Source organism: Paractinoplanes rishiriensis (assembly GCF_016862375.1).
In the GTDB taxonomy this organism is placed as follows: domain Bacteria; phylum Actinomycetota; class Actinomycetes; order Mycobacteriales; family Micromonosporaceae; genus Actinoplanes; species Actinoplanes rishiriensis.
Genome location: NZ_BOMV01000057.1, coordinates 35,994 through 55,732 on the forward strand (window position 1 = coordinate 35,994; position 19,739 = coordinate 55,732).

General features: G+C 73.1%; 9 protein-coding genes. 4 read left to right on the plus strand and 5 right to left on the minus strand.

Going from position 1 to position 19,739, the window contains the following annotated elements; genetic code table 11:
• Positions 1–5: 5 nt before the first annotated feature.
• From Ari01nite_RS24645 to Ari01nite_RS24660, 4 genes are read left to right on the plus strand one after another with little or no spacing between them, the layout of a single operon-like run.
• On the plus strand, positions 6–1,637 hold the full coding sequence (locus Ari01nite_RS24645; protein ID WP_239162993.1) for a PfaD family polyunsaturated fatty acid/polyketide biosynthesis protein: 1,632 nt from the start codon (positions 6–8) through the stop codon (positions 1,635–1,637).
• A gap of 8 nt (positions 1,638–1,645) precedes the next feature.
• Positions 1,646–7,324, plus strand: coding sequence for a type I polyketide synthase (locus Ari01nite_RS24650; protein ID WP_203784455.1), 5,679 nt, complete (start codon positions 1,646–1,648; stop codon positions 7,322–7,324).
• A complete protein-coding gene (locus Ari01nite_RS24655; RefSeq protein WP_203784456.1) occupies positions 7,321–13,371 on the plus strand; it encodes a beta-ketoacyl synthase N-terminal-like domain-containing protein in 6,051 nt (2,016 codons plus the stop codon). Before Ari01nite_RS24650 ends, Ari01nite_RS24655 begins: the two co-directional genes overlap by 4 nt.
• Positions 13,371–14,957, plus strand: a complete 1,587-nt coding sequence (locus tag Ari01nite_RS24660; RefSeq protein WP_239163028.1) for a GGDEF domain-containing protein — start codon at positions 13,371–13,373, stop codon at positions 14,955–14,957. Before Ari01nite_RS24655 ends, Ari01nite_RS24660 begins: the two co-directional genes overlap by 1 nt.
• 51 nt (positions 14,958–15,008) lie before the next feature.
• Here the strand turns inward: Ari01nite_RS24660 and Ari01nite_RS24665 are convergent, their stop codons facing one another.
• Genes Ari01nite_RS24665 through Ari01nite_RS24685 form a run of 5 tightly spaced genes read right to left on the minus strand, consistent with a single transcriptional unit; the run spans position 15,009 to position 19,736 of the window.
• Positions 15,009–16,001 carry an amidohydrolase family protein gene (locus tag Ari01nite_RS24665; RefSeq protein WP_203784461.1) on the minus strand — a complete coding sequence of 331 codons (993 nt, stop codon included), beginning with the start codon at positions 15,999–16,001 and terminating at the stop codon, positions 15,009–15,011.
• 8 nt (positions 16,002–16,009) lie between these two features.
• Positions 16,010–17,266: a histidinol dehydrogenase gene (hisD, locus tag Ari01nite_RS24670; protein WP_203784463.1), complete on the minus strand. Its 1,257-nt coding sequence runs from the start codon at positions 17,264–17,266 to the stop codon at positions 16,010–16,012.
• 1 nt (position 17,267) lies between these two features.
• Positions 17,268–18,032, minus strand: a complete 765-nt coding sequence (locus Ari01nite_RS24675) for an ABC transporter ATP-binding protein (RefSeq protein WP_203784465.1) — start codon at positions 18,030–18,032, stop codon at positions 17,268–17,270.
• 25 nt (positions 18,033–18,057) lie between these two features.
• Entirely contained in the window at positions 18,058–18,882 is an 825-nt protein-coding gene (locus Ari01nite_RS24680; RefSeq protein WP_203784466.1) for an ABC transporter permease, read from the minus strand.
• Positions 18,879–19,736 carry an ABC transporter permease gene (locus Ari01nite_RS24685; RefSeq protein WP_203784467.1) on the minus strand — a complete coding sequence of 286 codons (858 nt, stop codon included), beginning with the start codon at positions 19,734–19,736 and terminating at the stop codon, positions 18,879–18,881. Before Ari01nite_RS24685 ends, Ari01nite_RS24680 begins: the two co-directional genes overlap by 4 nt.
• Positions 19,737–19,739 lie beyond the last annotated feature (3 nt).

Below are 19,739 nucleotides of genomic sequence, written 5' to 3' on the forward strand. Positions count from 1 at the left end.
GTGTTGTGGTGGACGCATACGCGTTGGCGCCCGCGCTCGGTTGGCTGCCGGGGGAGCGTGCGGCCGACTTCTCGCCGGCGGGCATCGTCGAGTGCGTCCGCCGGTTCCGCGAGCCGGTCCACATCGTGCGCGGCCGGGCCGGCCACGAGCCCGGGCTCGGACTCGGCGGGCGGGTGCAGCCGCCGGCGGCCGGCGCGAGTCCGGGATACGAGCTGGTCGGCGTGCTGCCCGCGCTCTACCCCGAGTGGCTCGGCGACCGGTCCTTCAACCGGACCCACGGCGTGCGGTTCCCGTACGTGGCCGGCGAGATGGCCAACGGCATCGCGACCGTCGCCTCGGTGACGGCGATGGCCCGCGCGCGGATGCTCGGATTCTTCGGAGCCGCCGGGCTGGCGGTGCCGGCCGTCGAGACCGCGGTGCGGGAACTGCGGCAAGGTCTGCCCGACCGGGACAACTGGGGCGTCAACCTCATCCACTCGCCGGCCGAACCCGGCCACGAGGAGCGCCTGGCCGACGTGCTGATCCGCGCCGGGGTGCCGAAGGTCTCGGCCTCCGCCTACCTCGACCTGACCCCGGCCGTCGTCCGGTGCGCGGTCGCCGGACTGCGAGCGGATCCCGGCGCGGACGCCGGCATCGCCCGCGCCCGGCAGTTGTTCGCCAAGGTCTCCCGGCCCGAGGTGGCCGCGAAATTCCTTTCCCCGGCGCCGCCCGAGATCCTGCGGCGGCTCGTGGAACGCGGGCAGATCACGACCGACGAGGCCGGCCTGGCGGCGCGGGTGCCGCTCGCCGAGGACGTGACCGTGGAGGCGGACAGCGGTGGCCACACCGACAACCGGCCGCTGGCCGTGGTGCTCCCGGTGATCACTGCGCTGCGTGACGAGCTGCATCGGCGACACGGATACGCCCGGCCGATCCGGATCGGTGCGGCCGGTGGGCTGGGCGACCCGGCCGGGGTCGCCGCGGCGTTCGCCGCCGGGGCCGCGTACGTCGTGACCGGCACCGTCAACCAGCTCGCCCGCGAGGCCGGGCTGTCGGACGCGGCGAAAGGGTTGCTCGCGCAGGCCGATCTGGCCGACGTCACGATGGCACCGGCCGCGGACATGTTCGAGTACGGGGTCAAGGTGCAGGTGCTGCGGCGCGGCACGCTGTTCGCGGCGCGGGCCGGCCAGCTCTACGAGACCTTCCTGGCCCACCAGACGCTCGCCGACATTCCGGGCGCCACCCGGGAGCGCCTCGAGAAGGATGTGTTCCGCGCAACGTTCGAGGACTGCTGGCAGGAGACCCGCCGGTTCTGGCTGGACCGCGACCCGCGCGAGGTCGACCGGGCCGAGCATGATCCGCGGCACCGGATGGCGCTGGTCTTCCGCTCCTACCTGGGACTGTCGAGCCGGTGGGCGATCACCGGGGAGCCGACCCGGCTGACCGACTACCAGATCTGGTGCGGGCCGGCGATCGGCGCCTTCAACCGGTGGGTGGCGGGCAGCCCGCTCGCTCAGACCGCGCGGCGTACGGTCGTGCAGATCGCCCTCAACCTGCTCGAGGGCGCGGCCATGGTGACCCGCGCCCACCAGCTGCGTTCCTACGGCGTCCCGGTGCCCGGGGAGGCCTTTGCCCCGCGACCACGTCTGCTGTCCTGAGGAGGGCCATGGATCCGATCGCCGTCGTGGGGGTGGCCGCCCTGATGCCCGGGGCGCGCGACACGGCCGAGTTCTGGCACAACATCGTCGCGGGCCGCGATCTGATCACCGAGGTGCCGCCCGGTCGCTGGCCCGCCGACGGGTTCTACGACCCGGACCCGGCGACGCCGGACACGAGCTACAGCCGCCGCGGCGCGTTCCTGCCCGACATCGAGTTCGACGCCCTCGCGCACGGGCTGCCACCGGCCACGCTCGCGGCCATCGACCCCGCCCAGCTGCTCGGCCTGACCGTGGCCGACGCGCTGCTGGCCGACCTCGACCGCAATCTCGCCGCCCCGCTCGCCCGGGAACGCGTCAGCGTCATCCTGGGCAGTTCCACGCTCAGCCGGGTCGGCACGATGGACGCGCGCATCCAGCGCCCGCTGTGGCTCAAGGCCCTGCGGGAACAGGGGATCGGGGACGCCGAGGCGGGCCGGATCTGCGATCGGATCGCCGAGCAGTACGTGCCCTGGCAGGAGGATTCGTTCCCGGGTCTGCTGTCCAATGTGGTGGCCGGACGGATCGCGAACCGCCTCGACCTGCACGGCACCAACTGCACCGTGGACGCCGCCTGCGCCAGCTCGCTCGCGGCGGTGGCGGCCGGGGCGAACGAGCTGGCCCTGGGCCAGGCCGACCTGGTCGTCACCGGCGGCGTGGACGTGACGAACAACCCGCTGATGTACGTCTGCTTCAGCAAGACGCCGGCCCTCTCGCCCACCGGCGACGTGCGCCCGTTCGCCGGAGATGCCGACGGCACGCTGCTCGGCGAGGGCCTGGCGATGCTGGGCCTCAAACGTCTGGACGCCGCCGAGCGGGACGGTGACCGCGTCTACGCCGTGATCCGCGGGATCGGCACCTCGTCCGACGGCAGGGGCGGGGCCATCTACGCGCCGATGGCCACCGGGCAGGTGCGCGCCCTGCGGCGGGCGTACGAGGCCGCCGGTTACGGCCCGGACACGGTGGATCTGGTCGAGGCGCACGGCACCGCGACGCGCGCCGGGGACGCCGCCGAGTTCGAGTCGCTGCGCCGGGTCTTCGGCGAGACCGGCCGGCCGGACCACGGGTGGTGCGCGCTGGGCAGCATCAAGTCGCAGATCGGGCACACCAAGGCGGCGGCGGGCGCGGCCGGGCTGGTCAAGACGGTGCTGGCCCTGCACCAGCGAGCCCTGCCGCCGACCATCAAGGTGCGCGAACCCAATCCCCGCCTCGGCATCGAGGACAGCCCGTTCTATCTGAACACGGTCGCGCGCCCGTGGACGCGGCGCGCCTCGCACGCGCGGCGGGCGTCGGTCTCCAGCTTCGGCTTCGGCGGCGCCAACTTCCACGTCACCCTCGAGGAACACCGCGGCGGCACGGCTCCGGACCGGATCCGGGCCGGCGATCTCCTGCTGTTCAGCGCCGGCTCGGCCGGCGACCTCGTCGCGAGCGACCACTTCGACCCCGGCGAGCCGTGCCGGCTGGCCGTGGTCGCGACCGACGCCGCCGACCGGCGGGAAAAACTCGACCGGGCCGCGCAGATGCTGGCCCGGCAGCCCGGCGTGCCGTTCGCCCTGCCCGGCGGCATCCACTATGCCTGCGGTCCCGCCGACCCGGGCCGGATCGCGTTCGTCTTCCCCGGGCAGGGGTCGCAGTACGTCGGGATGGGCGCCGGCATCGCCCTGGCCCTGCCGGCGGCGCAGGACGTCTGGGACTTCGTGGCCGGCCCCGACCTGGCCGACGTCGTCTTCCCGCCGCCGGTGCGCACCGACGAGCAGCGCGCGGCGCAGGAACGCCGGCTCACCGAAACCCGCTGGGCGCAGCCGGCGCTGGCCGCGCACAGCCTGTCGTTGCTCGCGCTGCTCACCGAGATCGGGATCGCGCCGGACTGCGTGGCCGGCCACAGTCTCGGCGAGTTGGTCGCGCTGCATGCGGCCGGTGTCCTCGACGCCGGGAGCCTGCTGCGGCTGGCGAGGCACCGGGGCGAACTGATGGCGCGGATCGACGCCGAGCCGGGCACGATGCTCGCGGTCGACGCGGACGCGGACACCGTGGCGTCGGCGATCAAGGATGCGGCGATCCCGGATGTCTGGCTGGCAAACCGGAACGCGCCCCGGCAGACCGTCGTCTCCGGCACGGTGCCGGCCGTCGAGGCGCTGCACGAGCGGCTTTCCGCCAACGACATCACCGCCCGCCGCCTCGCGGTTTCGGCCGCCTTCCACAGCCCGCTGATGCAGTCCGCCGAGGCGCCGATGCACGATTTCCTGGCGACGCTCGACCTGGCCACCCCGCGTATCGACGTCTTCGCGAACGCCGACGCGGCGATCTATGACAGTGAGCCCGCGGCGATCCGGCGCACGCTCGCCCGGCATACCGGCGCTCCGGTCCTTTTTCACGATCAAATCCGGGAGATGTACGCGGCGGGCGTGCGGACCTTCGTCGAGGTGGGCCCGTCGTCCGTGCTCAGCGGGTTGATCGCGCAGATCCTCGGCGACCGGGCACACGCCGCGGTCAGCCTCGACCGGCGGGGTGGGGCCGGCCTGACCGCGTGCCTCGAGGGCCTCGGCCGGCTCGCGGTCCACGGGGTCGCGATCGACCTGACGAGGCTGCCGGTCGCCGGGCATCCGGCGCCGGTGGCGCGTCCCCGGATGCCGGTCCGCGTCAACGGCACGGGTTACGTCGCGCCTCCCGCGCCGGAGCGGATGCCGGCGGAGCGGATGCCGGCGGAGCGGATCGCGCCGGAACGGATCGCGCCGGAACGGATCGCGCCGGAACGGATCGCGCCGGCCCCGATTCTGTCGGTCCCCATGCTGCCGGTCCCCATTTCGCCGAGCCCTCTGGAGCCTGTCGCCCCGATGTCCAAGCCCGAACCCAGCGCCGAGTGGCTGACCGCGGTGCAGGAGATGCAGCGCCAGACGGCCGAGGCGCACATGCACTTCCAGCGCGTGCTCGCCGACTCCCACCAGGCCTTCCTGCAGATGGCTGAGAACACGTTTGCCGCCTTCACCGGGCAGCCACCCCGGCCGGACCAACCACGGCTCCCCCCGCCGCCTGTTGCCGAGCCGCCCCGGTCAGAGCCGCCGCCGGTCGAGGCACCGGTCGAGGCACCGGTCGAGGCACCGGTCGAGGCACCGGTCCTGCACCGACCCCTTCCGGTATCCCCGGCGCCAGCACCGGCACCTCCGCCGGTCGCGCCGGTCGCCGGCACCGCACCGGTGAGCCTCGGGCTGCTGCTGTCCGTGGTCGCCGACAAGACCGGCTACCCGGCGGACATGCTCGACGGCGGCATGGACCTGGAATCCGATCTCGGCATCGACTCGATCAAGAAAGTGGAGATCTTCGCGGCGGTCCGGGAGCGCGCGGCGGGACTGCCGGACACCGATTCGGAGCAGATGGCCCACCTGTTCCAGGCGCGCACCCTGGACGAGGTCATGCGCGGCGTCACCGCGGACGCCGCCGAGCCGGGCCGTCCCGGGCTGCCTCGATTACAGGTCCAGCCGGTCGCCACGCCGGCGTGCGGGCTGGCCCTGGCCGGCCTCCGGGACGGACCGGTCGCCGTCGTCGACGGCGGCAGCGGGCTCGCTCCCGCGGTGGTCGAGCAGTTGCGGGCGCACGGCATCACCGCGACCGCCGCGGACATGCCCGCGCCCGGTGCGTACGGCGTGATCCTGCTCGGCGGGCTGGCACCGGTGCCGGATGCCGCCCGGGCCGGTGCGGTGAGCCGGCAGGCGTTCCGGGTCGCCCGGGCGGTGGCGCCCGGCATGGCCGAACGCGGCGGCGTCTTCGTGACCGTGCAGGACACCGGCGGCTGCTTCGGGCTGGCCGACCCCGATCCCCGGCGCGCCTGGCTCGGCGGCTTCGCGGCGCTCACCAGGACGGCGGCCCGGGAGTGGCCGGCGGTGGCCGGCAAGGCGATCGACTGCGCGCGCGGTGGCCGCCGTCCGGACGAGGTGGCCGCCGCGATCGTCGCCGAACTGCTGACCGGCGGGCCGAGCCCCGACGTGGGCCTGCGCGCCGACGGCACCCGGTGGACTCTCGCGGAGAGCGAAACCGCTCCGCCCGCGGCCGGCCTGCCGGTCACCGCTGATTCGGTGCTCGTGGTAAGCGGCGGCGCGCGGGGCGTCACCGCTGCCGCCCTGCTCGCGCTGGCGGCGACGGTTCGGCCCCGCATGCTGCTCCTCGGGCGCACGCCACTCGCCGACGAGCCCGAGTTCCTGGCGCCGGCCCGGGACGAGCCGTCCATCACCCGGCTGCTGTCCGGCCGGGAGCGCACCGCCACACCGGCCGAACTCACCGCCCGGGCCCGCGGCATCCTGGCCGCCCGGGAGGTCCGCGCGACGCTTGCCGGGCTGGAGCGGGCCGGGGCCACCGCGCGGTACGCGGCGGTCGACGTCACGGACCGGGCCGCTCTCGACCGCGAACTGGACCGGGTCCGCCGCGAGTGGGGCGCCGTAACCGGGCTGGTGCACGGGGCCGGAGTCCTCGCCGACAAGCGCATCGCGGACAAGACCGACGACCAGTTCGACCGGGTCTACGACACCAAGGTCGCCGGGCTCAGCGCCCTGCTCGACGCCACCGCCGCCGATCCGCTCGAGCTGCTCTGCCTGTTCTCGTCCGTCGCGGCCCGGTACGGCAACCCGGGTCAGTGCGACTACGCGATGGCCAACGAGGTGCTCAACCAGGTGGCCCACGCCGAGCAGCGGCGGCGGCCGTCCGGCCGGGTCCGCGCGATCGGCTGGGGACCGTGGGAGGCCGGCATGGTCACCGCGGCGCATGCCGCCCAGTTCCGGAAGCTCGGCGTCCCGCTCATCCCGCTGGACGCGGGCGCCCGCGCATTCGTCGCCGAGTTGGGCACGCCCGGCGACGCGGCCCAGGTGCTGCTGACCGGCGGCGACTATGCCGGGGCGGGCGAGCCGCGGTTCGCCGCCGAGTCCACGGTCGACGCCCGGACGCACGGCTTCCTGGCCGATCACGCGCCGGCCGGGGTGCCGGTGCTTCCGCTGGCCATGGCGGTGGAGTGGTTCGCCGCCGCCGGGCAGGCCCGCCACCCGGGCCGCACGACCGCGCTGGCCGACCTCCGGGTGCTGCACCGGATCGAACTCCCCGACCTCGCGACGTCCGGTCACCGCTTCCCGATCGAGCTGACCGGGGACGGCGAACTGCGGGCCGGTAACCACTACCGGGCCCGGCTGGTCACCCCGCAACGGCCGCAGCAGTGGACCGCACCGGCCGCGGCGGAGCCCTTCACCGGCTCCGTCTACGAGTCCGCCGCGCTGTTCCACGGTCCCCGGTTCCAGGTGCTGCGACGGGTGCTGGGGCTGTCCCGGGACGGCGCCGAGGCCCAGGTCGCCGGCGTACGGGAAGCCGGCTGGCCGGACGCGCCCTGGTGGACCGACCCGGCCGCGGTGGACGGCGCTCTCCAGGCCGCCGTGCTGTGGGCCCGGCACGTCACCGGGGCCGCGACCCTGCCGATGGGCGTCGGCGCCGTGCACGTCCACCGCCCCGGACCGGCGCCGGCGACACTGCGCTGCCTGGTGCGCGGCGCGGACGTCGCCACCGACGCGACGCGCTGCGACATCGCGCTGCTCGACGCGGACGGGGAGGTCCGCACCGAGTTGCTCGGTGTCAGCCTCATCCGGCGGCCCGACATCCCGCCGGCGGACCGCGCGTGACCGATCGCGCGGAATTCGAGCCGATCGCGATCGTCGGTCGCGGCTGCGTGCTGCCCGGGGCGCTGAGCCCCGGGCAGTTCTGGGCCAACATCGCGGCCGGCCGGGTCGACCTCGATGAGGTGCGGCCGGACGACTGGCGGCTGCCGCCGGGCTCGCTCGGCGCGACGGCCGGGATCGTCCGGGCCTTCACCTTCGATCCGAGCGGCTTCCCCGCCGAGGCCGCCGGCTACGACCCGGCACTGCAGTGGGTGCTGCACGCCGGCCGGGCCGCCCTGCGCGAGGCCGGCGACCGCGCGCGCCCGGAGCGCTCCGGGCTGATCCTCGGCAACCTGGGCTATCCGAGCCGCGGCCTGGCCGCGTACGCGGAAAAGATCTGGCTGGGCGAACCGCCCGGCGCGACCGACCCGCGCGCCCGCTTCTGCTCGGGGCTGTGGGCGCACACCGCGGCGAACGACCTCGGACTGGGCGGCGGGTCGCTCGCGCTCGACGCCGCCTGTGCCTCCGCGCTGTACGCCATCAAGATCGCCTGCGACCGGTTGCACGACGGCACCGCGGACCTCATGCTCGCCGGCGCGGTGAGCGGCTGCGACGGGCTGATCATCGATGCCGGCTTCGCGGCGCTCGGCGCGTTGAGTCCTTCCGGCCGCAGCCGGCCGTTCCAGCGTGGTGCCGACGGGCTGATCCCCGCCGAGGGCGCGGCCCTGCTCGCGTTCATGCGGCTGCGCGACGCGGTGGCCGCGCACGTACCGGTCCTCGGCGTGGTGCGCGGTATCGGCCTGTCGAACGACGGCCGGACCGGCGGGTTCCTGGTGCCCGCCGAGGAAGGTCAAATTCAGGCCATGCGTACGGCGTACCGGCTGGCGGGGTTCGGGCCGGAGACGGTGGAACTGCTGGAGGGGCATGCCACCGGCACCCCGATCGGCGACGCCGTGGAGGCCCGGTCGACCGCGCGGTACTTCGGCGAGCGGCCGGAGCCGCTGCCGATCGGCTCGGCGAAGTCGAACGTCGGCCACCTGCTGACCGCCTCCGGCGCGGCCGGCCTGCTGAAGCTTCTCGGCGCGATCCAGCACGGGACGCGGCCGGCGACGGCCGGCGCCGCCGACCCCATCGACGAGCTGTGCGACGGCCCGCTGCGCCTGCTCCAGGCGAACGAACCGTGGGCCGGGCCGCGGCGGCGCGCCGCGATCAGCGCGTTCGGCTTCGGCGGCAACAATGCGCACCTGGTGGTCGAGGCGTTCGACGGCCGGCCGGCGTTCCAGGTCGCGGTGCCCGGCCGCCGGGCACCGGCGGAGGTCGCCATCGTCGCGATCGGCGCTCGGGTCGGCGGCCTGGACGCCGACGGATTCCGGGACGCCGTGCTGAGCGGGCAGATTCCCGGTGCGGCGCCGGACACCGTCGAGGTAGCGCTCGACGGCCTGCGGTACCCGCCGCGGGACCTCGAAGAGACGCTGGGCCAGCAGCTCCTGGTGCTCGAGGCCGCCCGCGAGGCGGTCCGCGGCGTCGCACTTCCGCCGCAGCGCACGGCCGTGCTCGTCGGCCTGGGGTGCGACCCCGAGGTCGCCCGCGCCGGCGCCCGCCGGCGCCTCGGGGCCGGCGACGAGTTCAGTCCGCCGCTCACCGCCGCGCGCGTGCTGGGCGCGATGGCGAACATCGCGGCCAACCGGATCGGCGGCCAGCTCGGACTCTCCGGACCGGGCTTCGCCGTCAGCGCCGAGGAGGCGTCCGGAATCGCGGCGCTGGAGCTGGCGGCGCGGGCGCTGCGGGCCGGCGAGATCGACGCCGCGCTCGTCGGCGCGGTCGACCTCTCCGACGAACCGGTGCACCACGCCGCCGTCGCCGCGCTCAAACGGACGGCGGAGCCGGCCGACGCGGCCGTCGTCCTGGTGCTCAAACGCCGCGACGACGCACGCCGGGACGGCGATCAGATCCTCGCGCTGCTCGACCGCGAAGCGCCGGCCAGTGCGGCGGCCGGCTCCGTCCCCAGTGGCCTGTTCGGCTCTCCGCACGCTGCCGCCGGGCTGCTCGACGTCGCTGTTGCGGCCGTGGCGCTGCGGCACCGGGCCCGGCCCCGGGCCGGACAACCCGCTCAGCCGCACCTCGGCGCCGCGACCGCCGACGTGGTCACGCCGGTGCTGGGTGCGCCACCCGCCCGGATCCGGCTGCGCGCCGCCGACGTCGCGCCGTGGGCGCCGGCTCCGGTGCCCCGGTTGCACCTCTACTCGGGCGCGAACCGGTCGGCGGTGCTCACCGCCGCCGCGGCCGGCGTTCAGAGTGACACCGGCCCGGCCCGCCTGGCCGTCCTCGCCCGCCACCCCGCCGAGCTGTCCGGCCTCCTCGACAACGCCCGCGCCTGGCTCGGTGGGGAGGCGCCTCGCCCGCCCGGGGTGGCCTTCCGGGAGACCCCGATCGGCGGTGAGACGGCGTTCGTCTACCCGATGAGCTCGTCCTTCTACGCCGGTATGGGCGCCGATCTCGCGCTCGCGTTCGCCCCGCTGGTCGCCGCCACCGACGGGGCCCCGCTGGTCTCCTGGCTCTACCAGGGCCGCGCCGCGCCGGAACCCCTCGACGAGATCCTGGCCGCCGGCTTCCTGTCGGGCCTGCACACCAGGATCTCGCGCGACGTGCTCGGCATCGAACCGCAGGCCGCGCTCGGCTACTCCTCCGGCGAATCGGCCGCGCTGGTCGCGCTGGGGGCGTGGACCGACGTGCCGGCTCTGGCCGCCGACGCGCGGGCCGACGGGCTGTTCACCCACGACCTGAGCGGCGACCTGCGCGCGGTCCGCCGGTACTGGGAACGCCACGGCATCGACGGCGAGCGCTGGGCCGGCTACCTCCTCGCGGCGGACGTGGCACTGGTGCGGCGCATGGTCGCCGGTGAGCGGGCGGTGTATTTGTCGGCGGTGTGCGCTCCCGGCATCTGCGTGATTGCGGGGGAGGAGAAAGCATGTACGGCCTTCGCCGAGCGCTTCGACCAGGCCGCCCGCATCCGGCTCCCGTTGCTGGTGGCCCATGTCCCCGAGGTGGCCGAGGTGCGCGACCGGTGGTACGCCCTGCACCGGCGGCCCACGACGAGCGTGCCGGGCATCCGGTTCTACCGCGGCGCGACCGGCGACTGGTACCACCCGGACGAGGAGTCGGCCGCCGACGCGATCACCGAGCAGATGATCGCCCCGGTTGACTTCCCCCACCTGATCGAGCGGGCCTGGCAGGACGGCGTACGCGTCTTCATCGAACACGGTCCCGCCGCGCAGTGCACCGGCTGGATCCGGCGCATCCTGGGGGAGCGGCCGCACGTCGCGGTGGCCCTGGACAACGCGCCGGGCCAGGGCCTGTGGTCATTGTCGGTGGCGGTCGCGGAATTGGCCGCCGCCGGCGTCCCGGTGCGGCAGGACGCGCTCGAGGCCTGTTTCGCCACGGTCCCACCGGCGGACCAAGGCGCGACGGTCCGCCTGCCCAAGCGGCTTCCGGCCCCGGTAGTGCTCCCGGCGCCCGGCGAATACACGGTGATGGACCCGGCCCCCGACCTCGCGCCGATGCCGGCACCTCCACCGCCAGCCGATCCGGCGGTCTCGGCAGCTCTGGCCTGGCGCACCTCGATCGCGGCCGCACACCACCAATACCTGGAGATCCAGGCCGCCGCGCACGCGCGCTTCCTGAGCGGCCGGGCAGCGGCCATCTCCGCGCTGCCCCGTCCGGCTGAGCCCGAGACGATCCAGGCGGCCGACGGCTTTCCCGGGCCGAAGTTCGACCGGGCGCAGCTCGAGCACCTCGCCTCCGGGCGGATCTCCGAGCTGTTCGGACCGGCGTTCGCCGGGCAGGACAACGACGTGCGGCAGACCCGGATGCCCGGTCCGCCGCTGCTGCTCGCCGACCGGGTCCTCGGCATCGACGCGGCGCCGGGCTCGCTGGGCCGGGGCGTCACCTGGACCGAGACCGACGTGCACCACGATTCCTGGTTTCTCGACGCCGCCGGCCGGATGCCCGCCGGACTGGTCGTCGAGGCGGGGCAGGCCGACCTGCTGCTGATCAGCTGGCTCGGCGCCGACCTGCACAACCGGGGCGAGCGGGTCTACCGCCTGCTCGGCAGCGATGTCACCTTCCACGGCTCGCCACCCGGGGCCGGGCAGACCCTGCGCTTCGAGATCCGGGTGCTCGGGCACGTCGTACACGGTCCGGTCCGGCTTTTTTCTTTCGAGTACGACTGCCACGTGGGCGACGCATTGCTGCTCACGGTGCGGAATGGCCAGGCGGGTTTCTTCACCGATGACGAGCTGAGCCGCACCGGCGGCGTGCTCTGGGATCCCGGCGACCGGCGGCCGGAAGCCGTACCGCAGCCGAGATTCGGCGCCGGTGCGGTCGGCGCATTCGCGCGCGGGCGACCCGACGAGTGTTTCGGGCCGGGATGGGACGTGACCCGCGCCCACGTGCGGACCCCGCGCATCGGATCGGGGCGGTTGCGGCTGCTGGATGAGGTTCCGGTCGTCGACCCCGACCGCGGATACCTCCGGGCCGAGACGGCGGTCCGCCCGGATGACTGGTTCTTCGACGGCCACTTCCACAACGACCCGTGCATGCCCGGCACCCTCATGTCGGAGGCCTGCTTCCAAGCAGTCTCGTTCTATCTGGCCGCCGGTGGGCACACGATCGACCGCGACGGCTGGCGGTTCGAACCGGTGCCGGGGCAGGTCGCCCGCATGCGGTGCCGGGGGCAGGTCACTCCCGGGAGCCGCAGGTTGACGTACGAGGTCTTCATCTCTTCGATCTCGGCCGACCCGTACCCGACGGCCGTCGCGGACGTGCTGGTCACCGTCGACGGCGTGAAGGCGCTGCACGTGGCCGGCTGCGCCGTGCGACTGGTGCCGGACTGGCCGCTCGACCACTGGCGGCATCTCGGGCCGCCCGCCGTGCAACGGACCGTGCAACCCGAGCCGCTCGCGAGGCTCGGCGGGCTCGCCGGGCACCACGAGACCCGGCCCGTCGCGCGGATCGCGGATCTCCCGCTCGACTACGCCTCGCTGCTGGCCTGCGCCTGGGGCCGGCCGACCGACGGGCTCGGACCGATGGCCGAGGCGTTCCTGGGCGCCCGCCGCGGACCGCGTCTGCCGGGGCCGCCGTACCACTTCATGAGCCGGGTCACCGCGGTCGAGGGCCCGTATCAGGGCATGGTGGCCGGCAGTGCGGTTGTCGCGGAGTACGACGTACCGGAAAAGGCTTGGTTCTTCGAACTCGGCACGATGCCGGCCGCCGCTCTGATGGAGATCGCCCTGCAACCCTGCGGCTGGCTGGGCTGCTATGTCGGCAGCCCGGTGCAGATCGACGCGGAGCTGCTGTTCCGCAACCTCGACGGCGAACTGCGCATCCGGCGCGAGGTGCGGCCCGGTGCCCGGGTCGTGCGCACCCGCGCCGAGCTCACCAACGTGTCCCGGGCCGCCGGAATGATCATCGAGTCGTTCCGGATCGAGTGCCACGCCGACGGCGAGCCGCTGCTTAGCGGGACCGCGGTCTTCGGGTACTTCCTGACCACGGCCTTCGCGCAGCAGCCCGGCCTGCCGCCGGCCCCGGCCGAGCGCGAACGCCTGACCGAGCGGTGCGACAACGTGCCGGAGTTGCGTCACCCGGCCGACCCTGTGCTCCTGATGCTCGACCGGATCACCGGTTACTGGCCCGAGGGCGGGGCCGCCGGTCTGGGCCGCGTGCGGGCCGAGAAGGACGTCGATGCCGGTGACTGGTTCTTCAAGGCGCACTTCTTCCAGGACCCGGTCATGCCCGGCTCGCTCGGCGTCGAGGCGATGTGCCAGCTGTTGCAGTGGTATCTGATCGAGCGTGGCTTCGGGACGCACTTCGAACCCGTCGCGCTCGACGAGCCGCTGAGGTGGACCTATCGGGGCCAGGTGGTGCCCACCGACCGGCTGATCACCGTCGAGCTGGAAATCCTCGAGGTCGGCGACCGGACCGCGTTCGCCCGGGGCTGGCTCTGGGTGGACGGCCGCCGGATCTATCGGGTCGACCGGCTCGGCGCCCGGGCGGCGCTCAGGTTTGGGCCGTGATGGCCGAATTGGCGGACGTGGTGGACGAGCGCCGGTCCGGCCGGTGGCGGCGAGAGCCCGGTGGTGATTCCGGGCTTCTGCGGTTGTCGTTCGGCGTGCTGGGTCTTGGTGCTTTCTGGTTCGTGCTCAACCTGATCACGCCGGTGGGGCCGCCGGGACTGCTGTGGCTGTGCGGGCCGCTGGCCGCCCTCGTGGTCGCGGTGAACTTCTGGCAGGTGAGCCGAATCGTCGCGCTGCCGGTGCCCACACGGCGGTTCTGGCGGCACATCGCTGTTGCCGCCATGCTGGTCGCGGCGGGCAAAACGGTACAGGCGCTGGGGATCTTCCGGCAGCCCGGCAGCAACGGCGTCGACAACATCCCGGCCTACCTGGTCCTGAGCAGCCTCGCGATGTCCGTCGTCATCTTCGCGTTGTTCCGGTTGCCGATCGCCGCCCGTACCCGGAGTGAGCGCCTGCGGTTCATGCTGGACAGCGCCACGGTGACGACCGGCGCCGGCATCTTCATCTGGCATTTCGACACCCGGCTGAGCCTCGCCGCGAACGACGCTCGCGCGTTGCTCATCCGGGGGCTGCTGATGGTGCTGGCACTGGTCGTCGTTCTCGCGGTGGCCAAGACCATGCTGGTCGGCCGTGAGTTCGTGGACCGGTCGGCGCTGCGTTGGCTGGCGCTGGCCATCTTCGTGGGCGCGACGGGTACCCTGCTGCGGCCGCTGATCCCGGTGGACCGGTCGTTCCTGGAGGTCACCCAGGTGACGGTGCCGGTGATCATGTGTCTTGGCGGCTGGGCCGCGCATCGGCAGCGGGCGGCCGCGGTGGGCGGCGCGACGACAACCGAGGGGGACCGGCGCAGGTCGTACAGCCTGCTTCCGTACGGCGCGGTGGCCGCCGTCGACGCCCTGCTGGTGGTGCTCGCCCTTGTTGGCGACCACTCGGATCAGATCGCGGTGGTGATGGGCGCGGTGTTCCTCACCGCTCTTGTCATGGCCCGGCAGGTGCTCGTGCTCCGGGAGAACAGCCGGCTGCTCACCCGCCTCGACCACAGCGCCACCCACGACGCGTTGACCGGGCTGCCCAACCGCGCCCTGCTCGAGAAGCGTCTCGAGCGCAGTCTCGCCGCCGCCGACGACCGGCTTGTGACGGTGGCGCTCATCGACCTCGACGACTTCAAGGAGATCAACGACACCCTCGGCCACGACGCCGGCGACCAAATGCTGATCGAGTTCGCGCGGCGGCTGGCGGGCTGCGTGCGGGACGGCGACACGGTGGCCCGCCTCGGCGGGGACGAGTTCGTGGCGGTGCTGGACGGCGCCGACCGCGCCGAGGCCGACCGGGTGGCGGGACGGATGGTGGCGGCGCTGCGGCCGGCCACGACCATTGACGGCCACGACGTTCCGCTGCGGGCCAGCATCGGCCTCGCGACCGGCCGGGCCGGTGACGACGCGGCCGTGCTGCGCCGCCGGGCCGACGTGGCGATGTACCTGGCCAAGGAGGTCGACGGCACCGCCTACCTGCACCACGAAAAGAACAAAACGGGAGAAAGTCGCCGGCCGGAGCCCGCCGGCAGCGGAGGCGGCCGGGGCCGCTGAGGTGCCGCGCCCGCCGGCCGGCGCCGTTGCCGGTCGGCGGGCGGGCGGTCCTCAGGAATCCAGCTTCAGCAACCGGGCGGCGGTGCCGCCGCGGATGGCGTCGCGGGTCTCCTCGTCGAGCCGGGCCGAGGCGATCTGGCCCAGCGGGTCGTAGTGGCCCATGTCGAAGGGGTAGTCGGTGCCGATGATGACGTGGTCGGCGCCCATCTGCTGGACCAGGAACTCCAGGTGCGGGGCGTCGAAGACCAGGCAGTCCACGTAGATCTGCTTGAGGTACGTCGACGGCGGGCGGGTGATGTGGTGCCGGCCCTCGGGACGCTCCTCGTACGCGTGGTCCATCCGCGACGAGTAGAACGGCAGGTAGCCGCCGCCGTGCACGGCCACCAGCTTGAGCCCGGGGTGCTCCTCCAGGACGCCGCCGTGGATGATCCGGCTCAGCGCCACCGTGGTGTCCAGCGGGTTGCCGATCACGTTGGTCAGGTAGTACTTGCGGAAGCGTTCGCCGCCGGTGAAGCCGTTCGGGTGCAGCATCACCACCACGTCGAGTTCCTCGGCCTTGGCGAAGAACGGGCGGAACCGCCGGTCGTCCAGGTCGACGCCCATCACGTTGGTGTTGATCTCGACGCCGCGGAAGTCGTACTCGCGCACGCAACGTTCGAGCTCCTCGACGGCGGCGGCCACGTCCTGCATGGGCACCGTGGCCAGGCCGACGAATCGGTCCGGGTGGTCGGCGACGATCTTGGCCAGGTTCTCGTTCTGCATCCGGGCCAGGTCGCGGGCCAGCGACGGGTCGGCCCAGTAGAAGTAGCCGGCCGGCGCCACCGAGATGGCCTGCACGTCGATGCCCATCCGGTCCAGGTCGGCGATCCGGGTCTGAGGGTCGGTCGCCTTCGGCATGATGTCGCGGACGTGCTGCACCTGGTAGGCGTTGGTCTCGTCGCCGCCGAAATAGGTGAACGGCTCCCACTCCGGCGCCATCAGGCCGTCGACCAGGGGCAGGCAGTCGGGCAGGATCACATGGCCGTGAATGTCAACGGTACGCATCTACTTCCTTAACTCGTGAGTGCGGGCGCCCAGGGCAGGGCGGCACCGCCGTACTTGGCGGCTCGGACGTCGCCGGAGCGGGCGTGGCCCTCGAACAGCTCCACCCGTGCGGCCCGGCCGCACAACTCGCCCAACGCGGCGCTGGCGGCGGGGTTCCGGACCTCCTGATAGGTCACCGTGCGCAGGTACTTACCGACCCACAGGCCGCCGGTGTAGCGGGCGGCGCCCCGGGTGGGCAGCACGTGGTTGGTGCCGATGACCTTGTCGCCGTACGAGACGCAGGTGCCCTCGCCGAGGAACAGCGCGCCGTAGTGCCGCATCTTGTCGAGCGCCTCGCGCGGGTTGCGGGTCAGCACCTGCACGTGCTCGCTCGCGTAGGAGTCGGCCAGCGCGTAGGCGGCATCCAGGTCGGCCACCACGTGTACCTCGCCGTGGTCGCGCCAGGCCGGTCCGGCCATGTCGGCGGTCGGCATGTCCGGCAGGATCGCCTCGATGTGCGCCACCGTCTCCCGGGCCAGGGCCTCCGACGTCGTGATGAGTACGGCGGGCGAGTCCGGCCCGTGTTCGGCCTGGCTGAGCAGGTCGACCGCCACCACGAACGGGTCGGCCTCGTCGTCGGCGATCACCAGGATCTCGGTGGGGCCGGCGAACAGGTCGATCCCGACCTCGCCGAACAGTTGCCGCTTCGCCTCGGCCACATACGCGTTGCCCGGCCCGGCGATCAGGTCGACCCGGCCGATCGTCTCGGTGCCGAGCGCCATCGCGGCCACCGCCTGCACCCCGCCGAGCACGTAGATCTCGTCGGCGCCGGCCAGGTGCATCGCGGCGATGGTGGCCGGCGGGATCTCCCCGCGCAGCGGCGGCGTGCAGGCCGTCACCCGCTCCACGCCCGCCACCTTCGCGGTCACCACGGTCATGTGCGCCGAGGCGGTCAGCGGGTACCGGCCGCCGGGCACGTATGCCCCGGACGCCACGATCGGCAGGTGCCGGTGCCCGAGGAAGACGCCGGGCTGGCTCTCCACCTCGAGGTCGAGCATCGTCTCGCGCTGCGCCTGGGCGAAGTCGCGGATGTTGGCCTGCACGGTCCGGATGTCGTCGAGGACCGTATCCGGCACCGACGCCACGATCTTTTCCACCTGAGCCTGATCGAGCCGGAACGAATCAGGAGTCCACCGATCAAATTGGGAAGAGTAGCGGCGCACCGCCGGGTCACCGTCGGCCCGGATGTCCTCGATCACGCCGCGGACGACGTCAGAGACGCTCATGTCAGGCCACCGCCTCGGGCGTACGGCTGATGGCTTTCATGGCTTCCAACCGCCCCAGCACCTCGGCCTGCAGCGTGGCCACGGTCGGGTCGGTCTGCCGCCGCGGCCGGGGCAGGTCGATGCTGATGTCCTCGTAGATCTTGCCGCCGGGCTGGAGCACGATGATCCGGTCGGACAGCTCGACCGCCTCGACCACGTCGTGCGTCACGAACACGACCGTCTTCTTGGACTGGGCCCAGATGTCCTGCAGCTGGGCGCGCAGGCCACGGGCGGTGATCGCGTCGAGGTGGCTGAACGGCTCGTCCATCAGCAGCAGGTCCGGTTCGACCGCGAACGCCCGGGCGATGCCGACCCGCTGCTGCATGCCGCCGGAGAGCTGGCCGGGGAAGAAGTCGGCGTTCTTGGCCAGGCCCACCATGTCCAGGTATTTCCGGGCCCGGGCCTTGGTCGCCTCGCTCTGGTCGTCCTGCACGTACATCATGTTGCGCATCACGCTGCGCCACGGCAGCAGGCGCGGGTCCTGGAACACGTACCCCATCCGGGCCGGCCCGCCGGAGTCGCTGGTCAGGCTGATGTCGCCGGAGGTGTGCTCCTCGACGCCGGAGATGATGTTGAGCAGGGTGCTCTTGCCGCATCCGGACGGGCCGACGATCGACACGAACGTCCCGCCGCGCACCTCGAACGAGATGTCGTCGAGGACCCGGCTGGCCTTGGCCGTGCCGACGCCGAAGGTCTTGGCGAGGTTCTTGATGGTCAGGACTGCCACGGGAACTCCTGGAGGTAGAGGGTCATCAGGCGGCGTCCCGCCAGCGGAAGGCTCGCTGGATCATGCGGTCGAGCACGAACCGGTCGAGGATCACGATGAAGCCGACGAACAGCACCACCCAGGCCGCGAACCCGCCGAACCGGTTGGCGTCGTACCACCACCGGGCGCGGTAGCCGACGCCTCCGCCGCCGCCGAACCACTCGGCCAGCAGCACGCCGTTCCAGCCGATGATGATCGCGAAGCGGACGCCGGCCGCCACGTATCCGGTGACCGCCGGCAGCACCAGATCCTTGATCCGGCGGGACAGCGGCACCTGGTACGTGGTCGACATGTCCCGCAGGTCGCGGGAGACGCCGCGAACGCCCTGTGCCACGTTGACCACCACGAACGGCACCGAGGTGAGGAACGTCGTGATGATCGGGCTCATGTCGCCGAAGCCGAACCACATCACGGTCAGGAACGACCAGATGATCGCCGGAATGGACAGGCCGACCAGCACCGGGCTCTCGAAGAACGCCCGGCCCAGCTGGGACAGGCCCATCACCACGCCGACCGCGATGCCGACGACGGTGGCCAGCGCCACACCCACGCCGAACCGGTAGAGCGTCGAGCCGAAGTTGCCGAACACCTCGCCGCGCGAGAACTCGTCGACGAGCCGCTGCACCACCTCGACCGGCCCGGGTACCCGGGCGAAGATCGCCGACATCAGCACCCAGAACAGGAAGAAGGACAGCAGTGCCGCGACCCGGGCCGCGTTGTCCGAGGTGAGCCGCTTGCGCCAGGCCGGGATGCTCTGCTCGATCTCGGCGGTGGAGCGGCGGGCTTTCACGGGGGTCATCGTGGTGCTCACAGCGCGGAGCTCCTCTCCTGCGGGCGCCACGCGAGCAGGCGGGCCTCGGACTTGGCCAGCACCAGCCGCTCGATGACGAGCATGAACACGATGAACAGGAACATCCAGGCGAGCACGGCCGCGATGTCGTAGAGCTGGTACTCGGTACGGATCTGGAAACCGACGCCGTTGCGGCCGCCGAACACCTCGGTCAGCGCCTCGACCTTCCAGGCCACCGCGAAGCACATCCGGATCGCGGCGAACACGTACGGGACGATCGTCGGCATCAGGACCTCGCGCCGGATCTGCTGCGGCGACCGGCCGAACGCCTCGCTCATCGTGATGAGCTGCTTGTCGACGCCGCGGATGCCCTCGGCGACGTTCAGGGCGATGTACGGGGCCGAGACCAGCGCCACCGCGAGGATCGGCCCGAGGTTGGAGAGGCCGAACACGATCAGCGACATGACCGCGTACACGATCGCGGGGATCGTGCCGGCGATCGTCACACCGTCGTGGAAGAACGCCCGCCAGTAGTTGTACCGGCCCATCAGGTAGCCGACCGGCGCACCGACCGCGGCCGCGACCGCGAAGCCGGCGAAGGTCTTGAGCACGCTCGCCGTGAAGTCGGTGAGGAAGTTCCCGCTCTCCACGATCTCGACGGCGGACTGGAAGACCTCGTACGGCCTCGGCAGCAGGCGCGAGCCGAACCACCAGGAGCCGAACTCCCACAGGGCGAACATCGCGACCCAGCCCAGCAGGACCAGGCCGGTGCGCCGCCAGCGTCGCATCTTCGCGGTCCGGCGGGCGCCCGCCTCACGGTCGTCGGGGTCCGCGGGCGGTGCGGCCGGGGCCGCACCTACCAGCTGGTCCGTCATGAA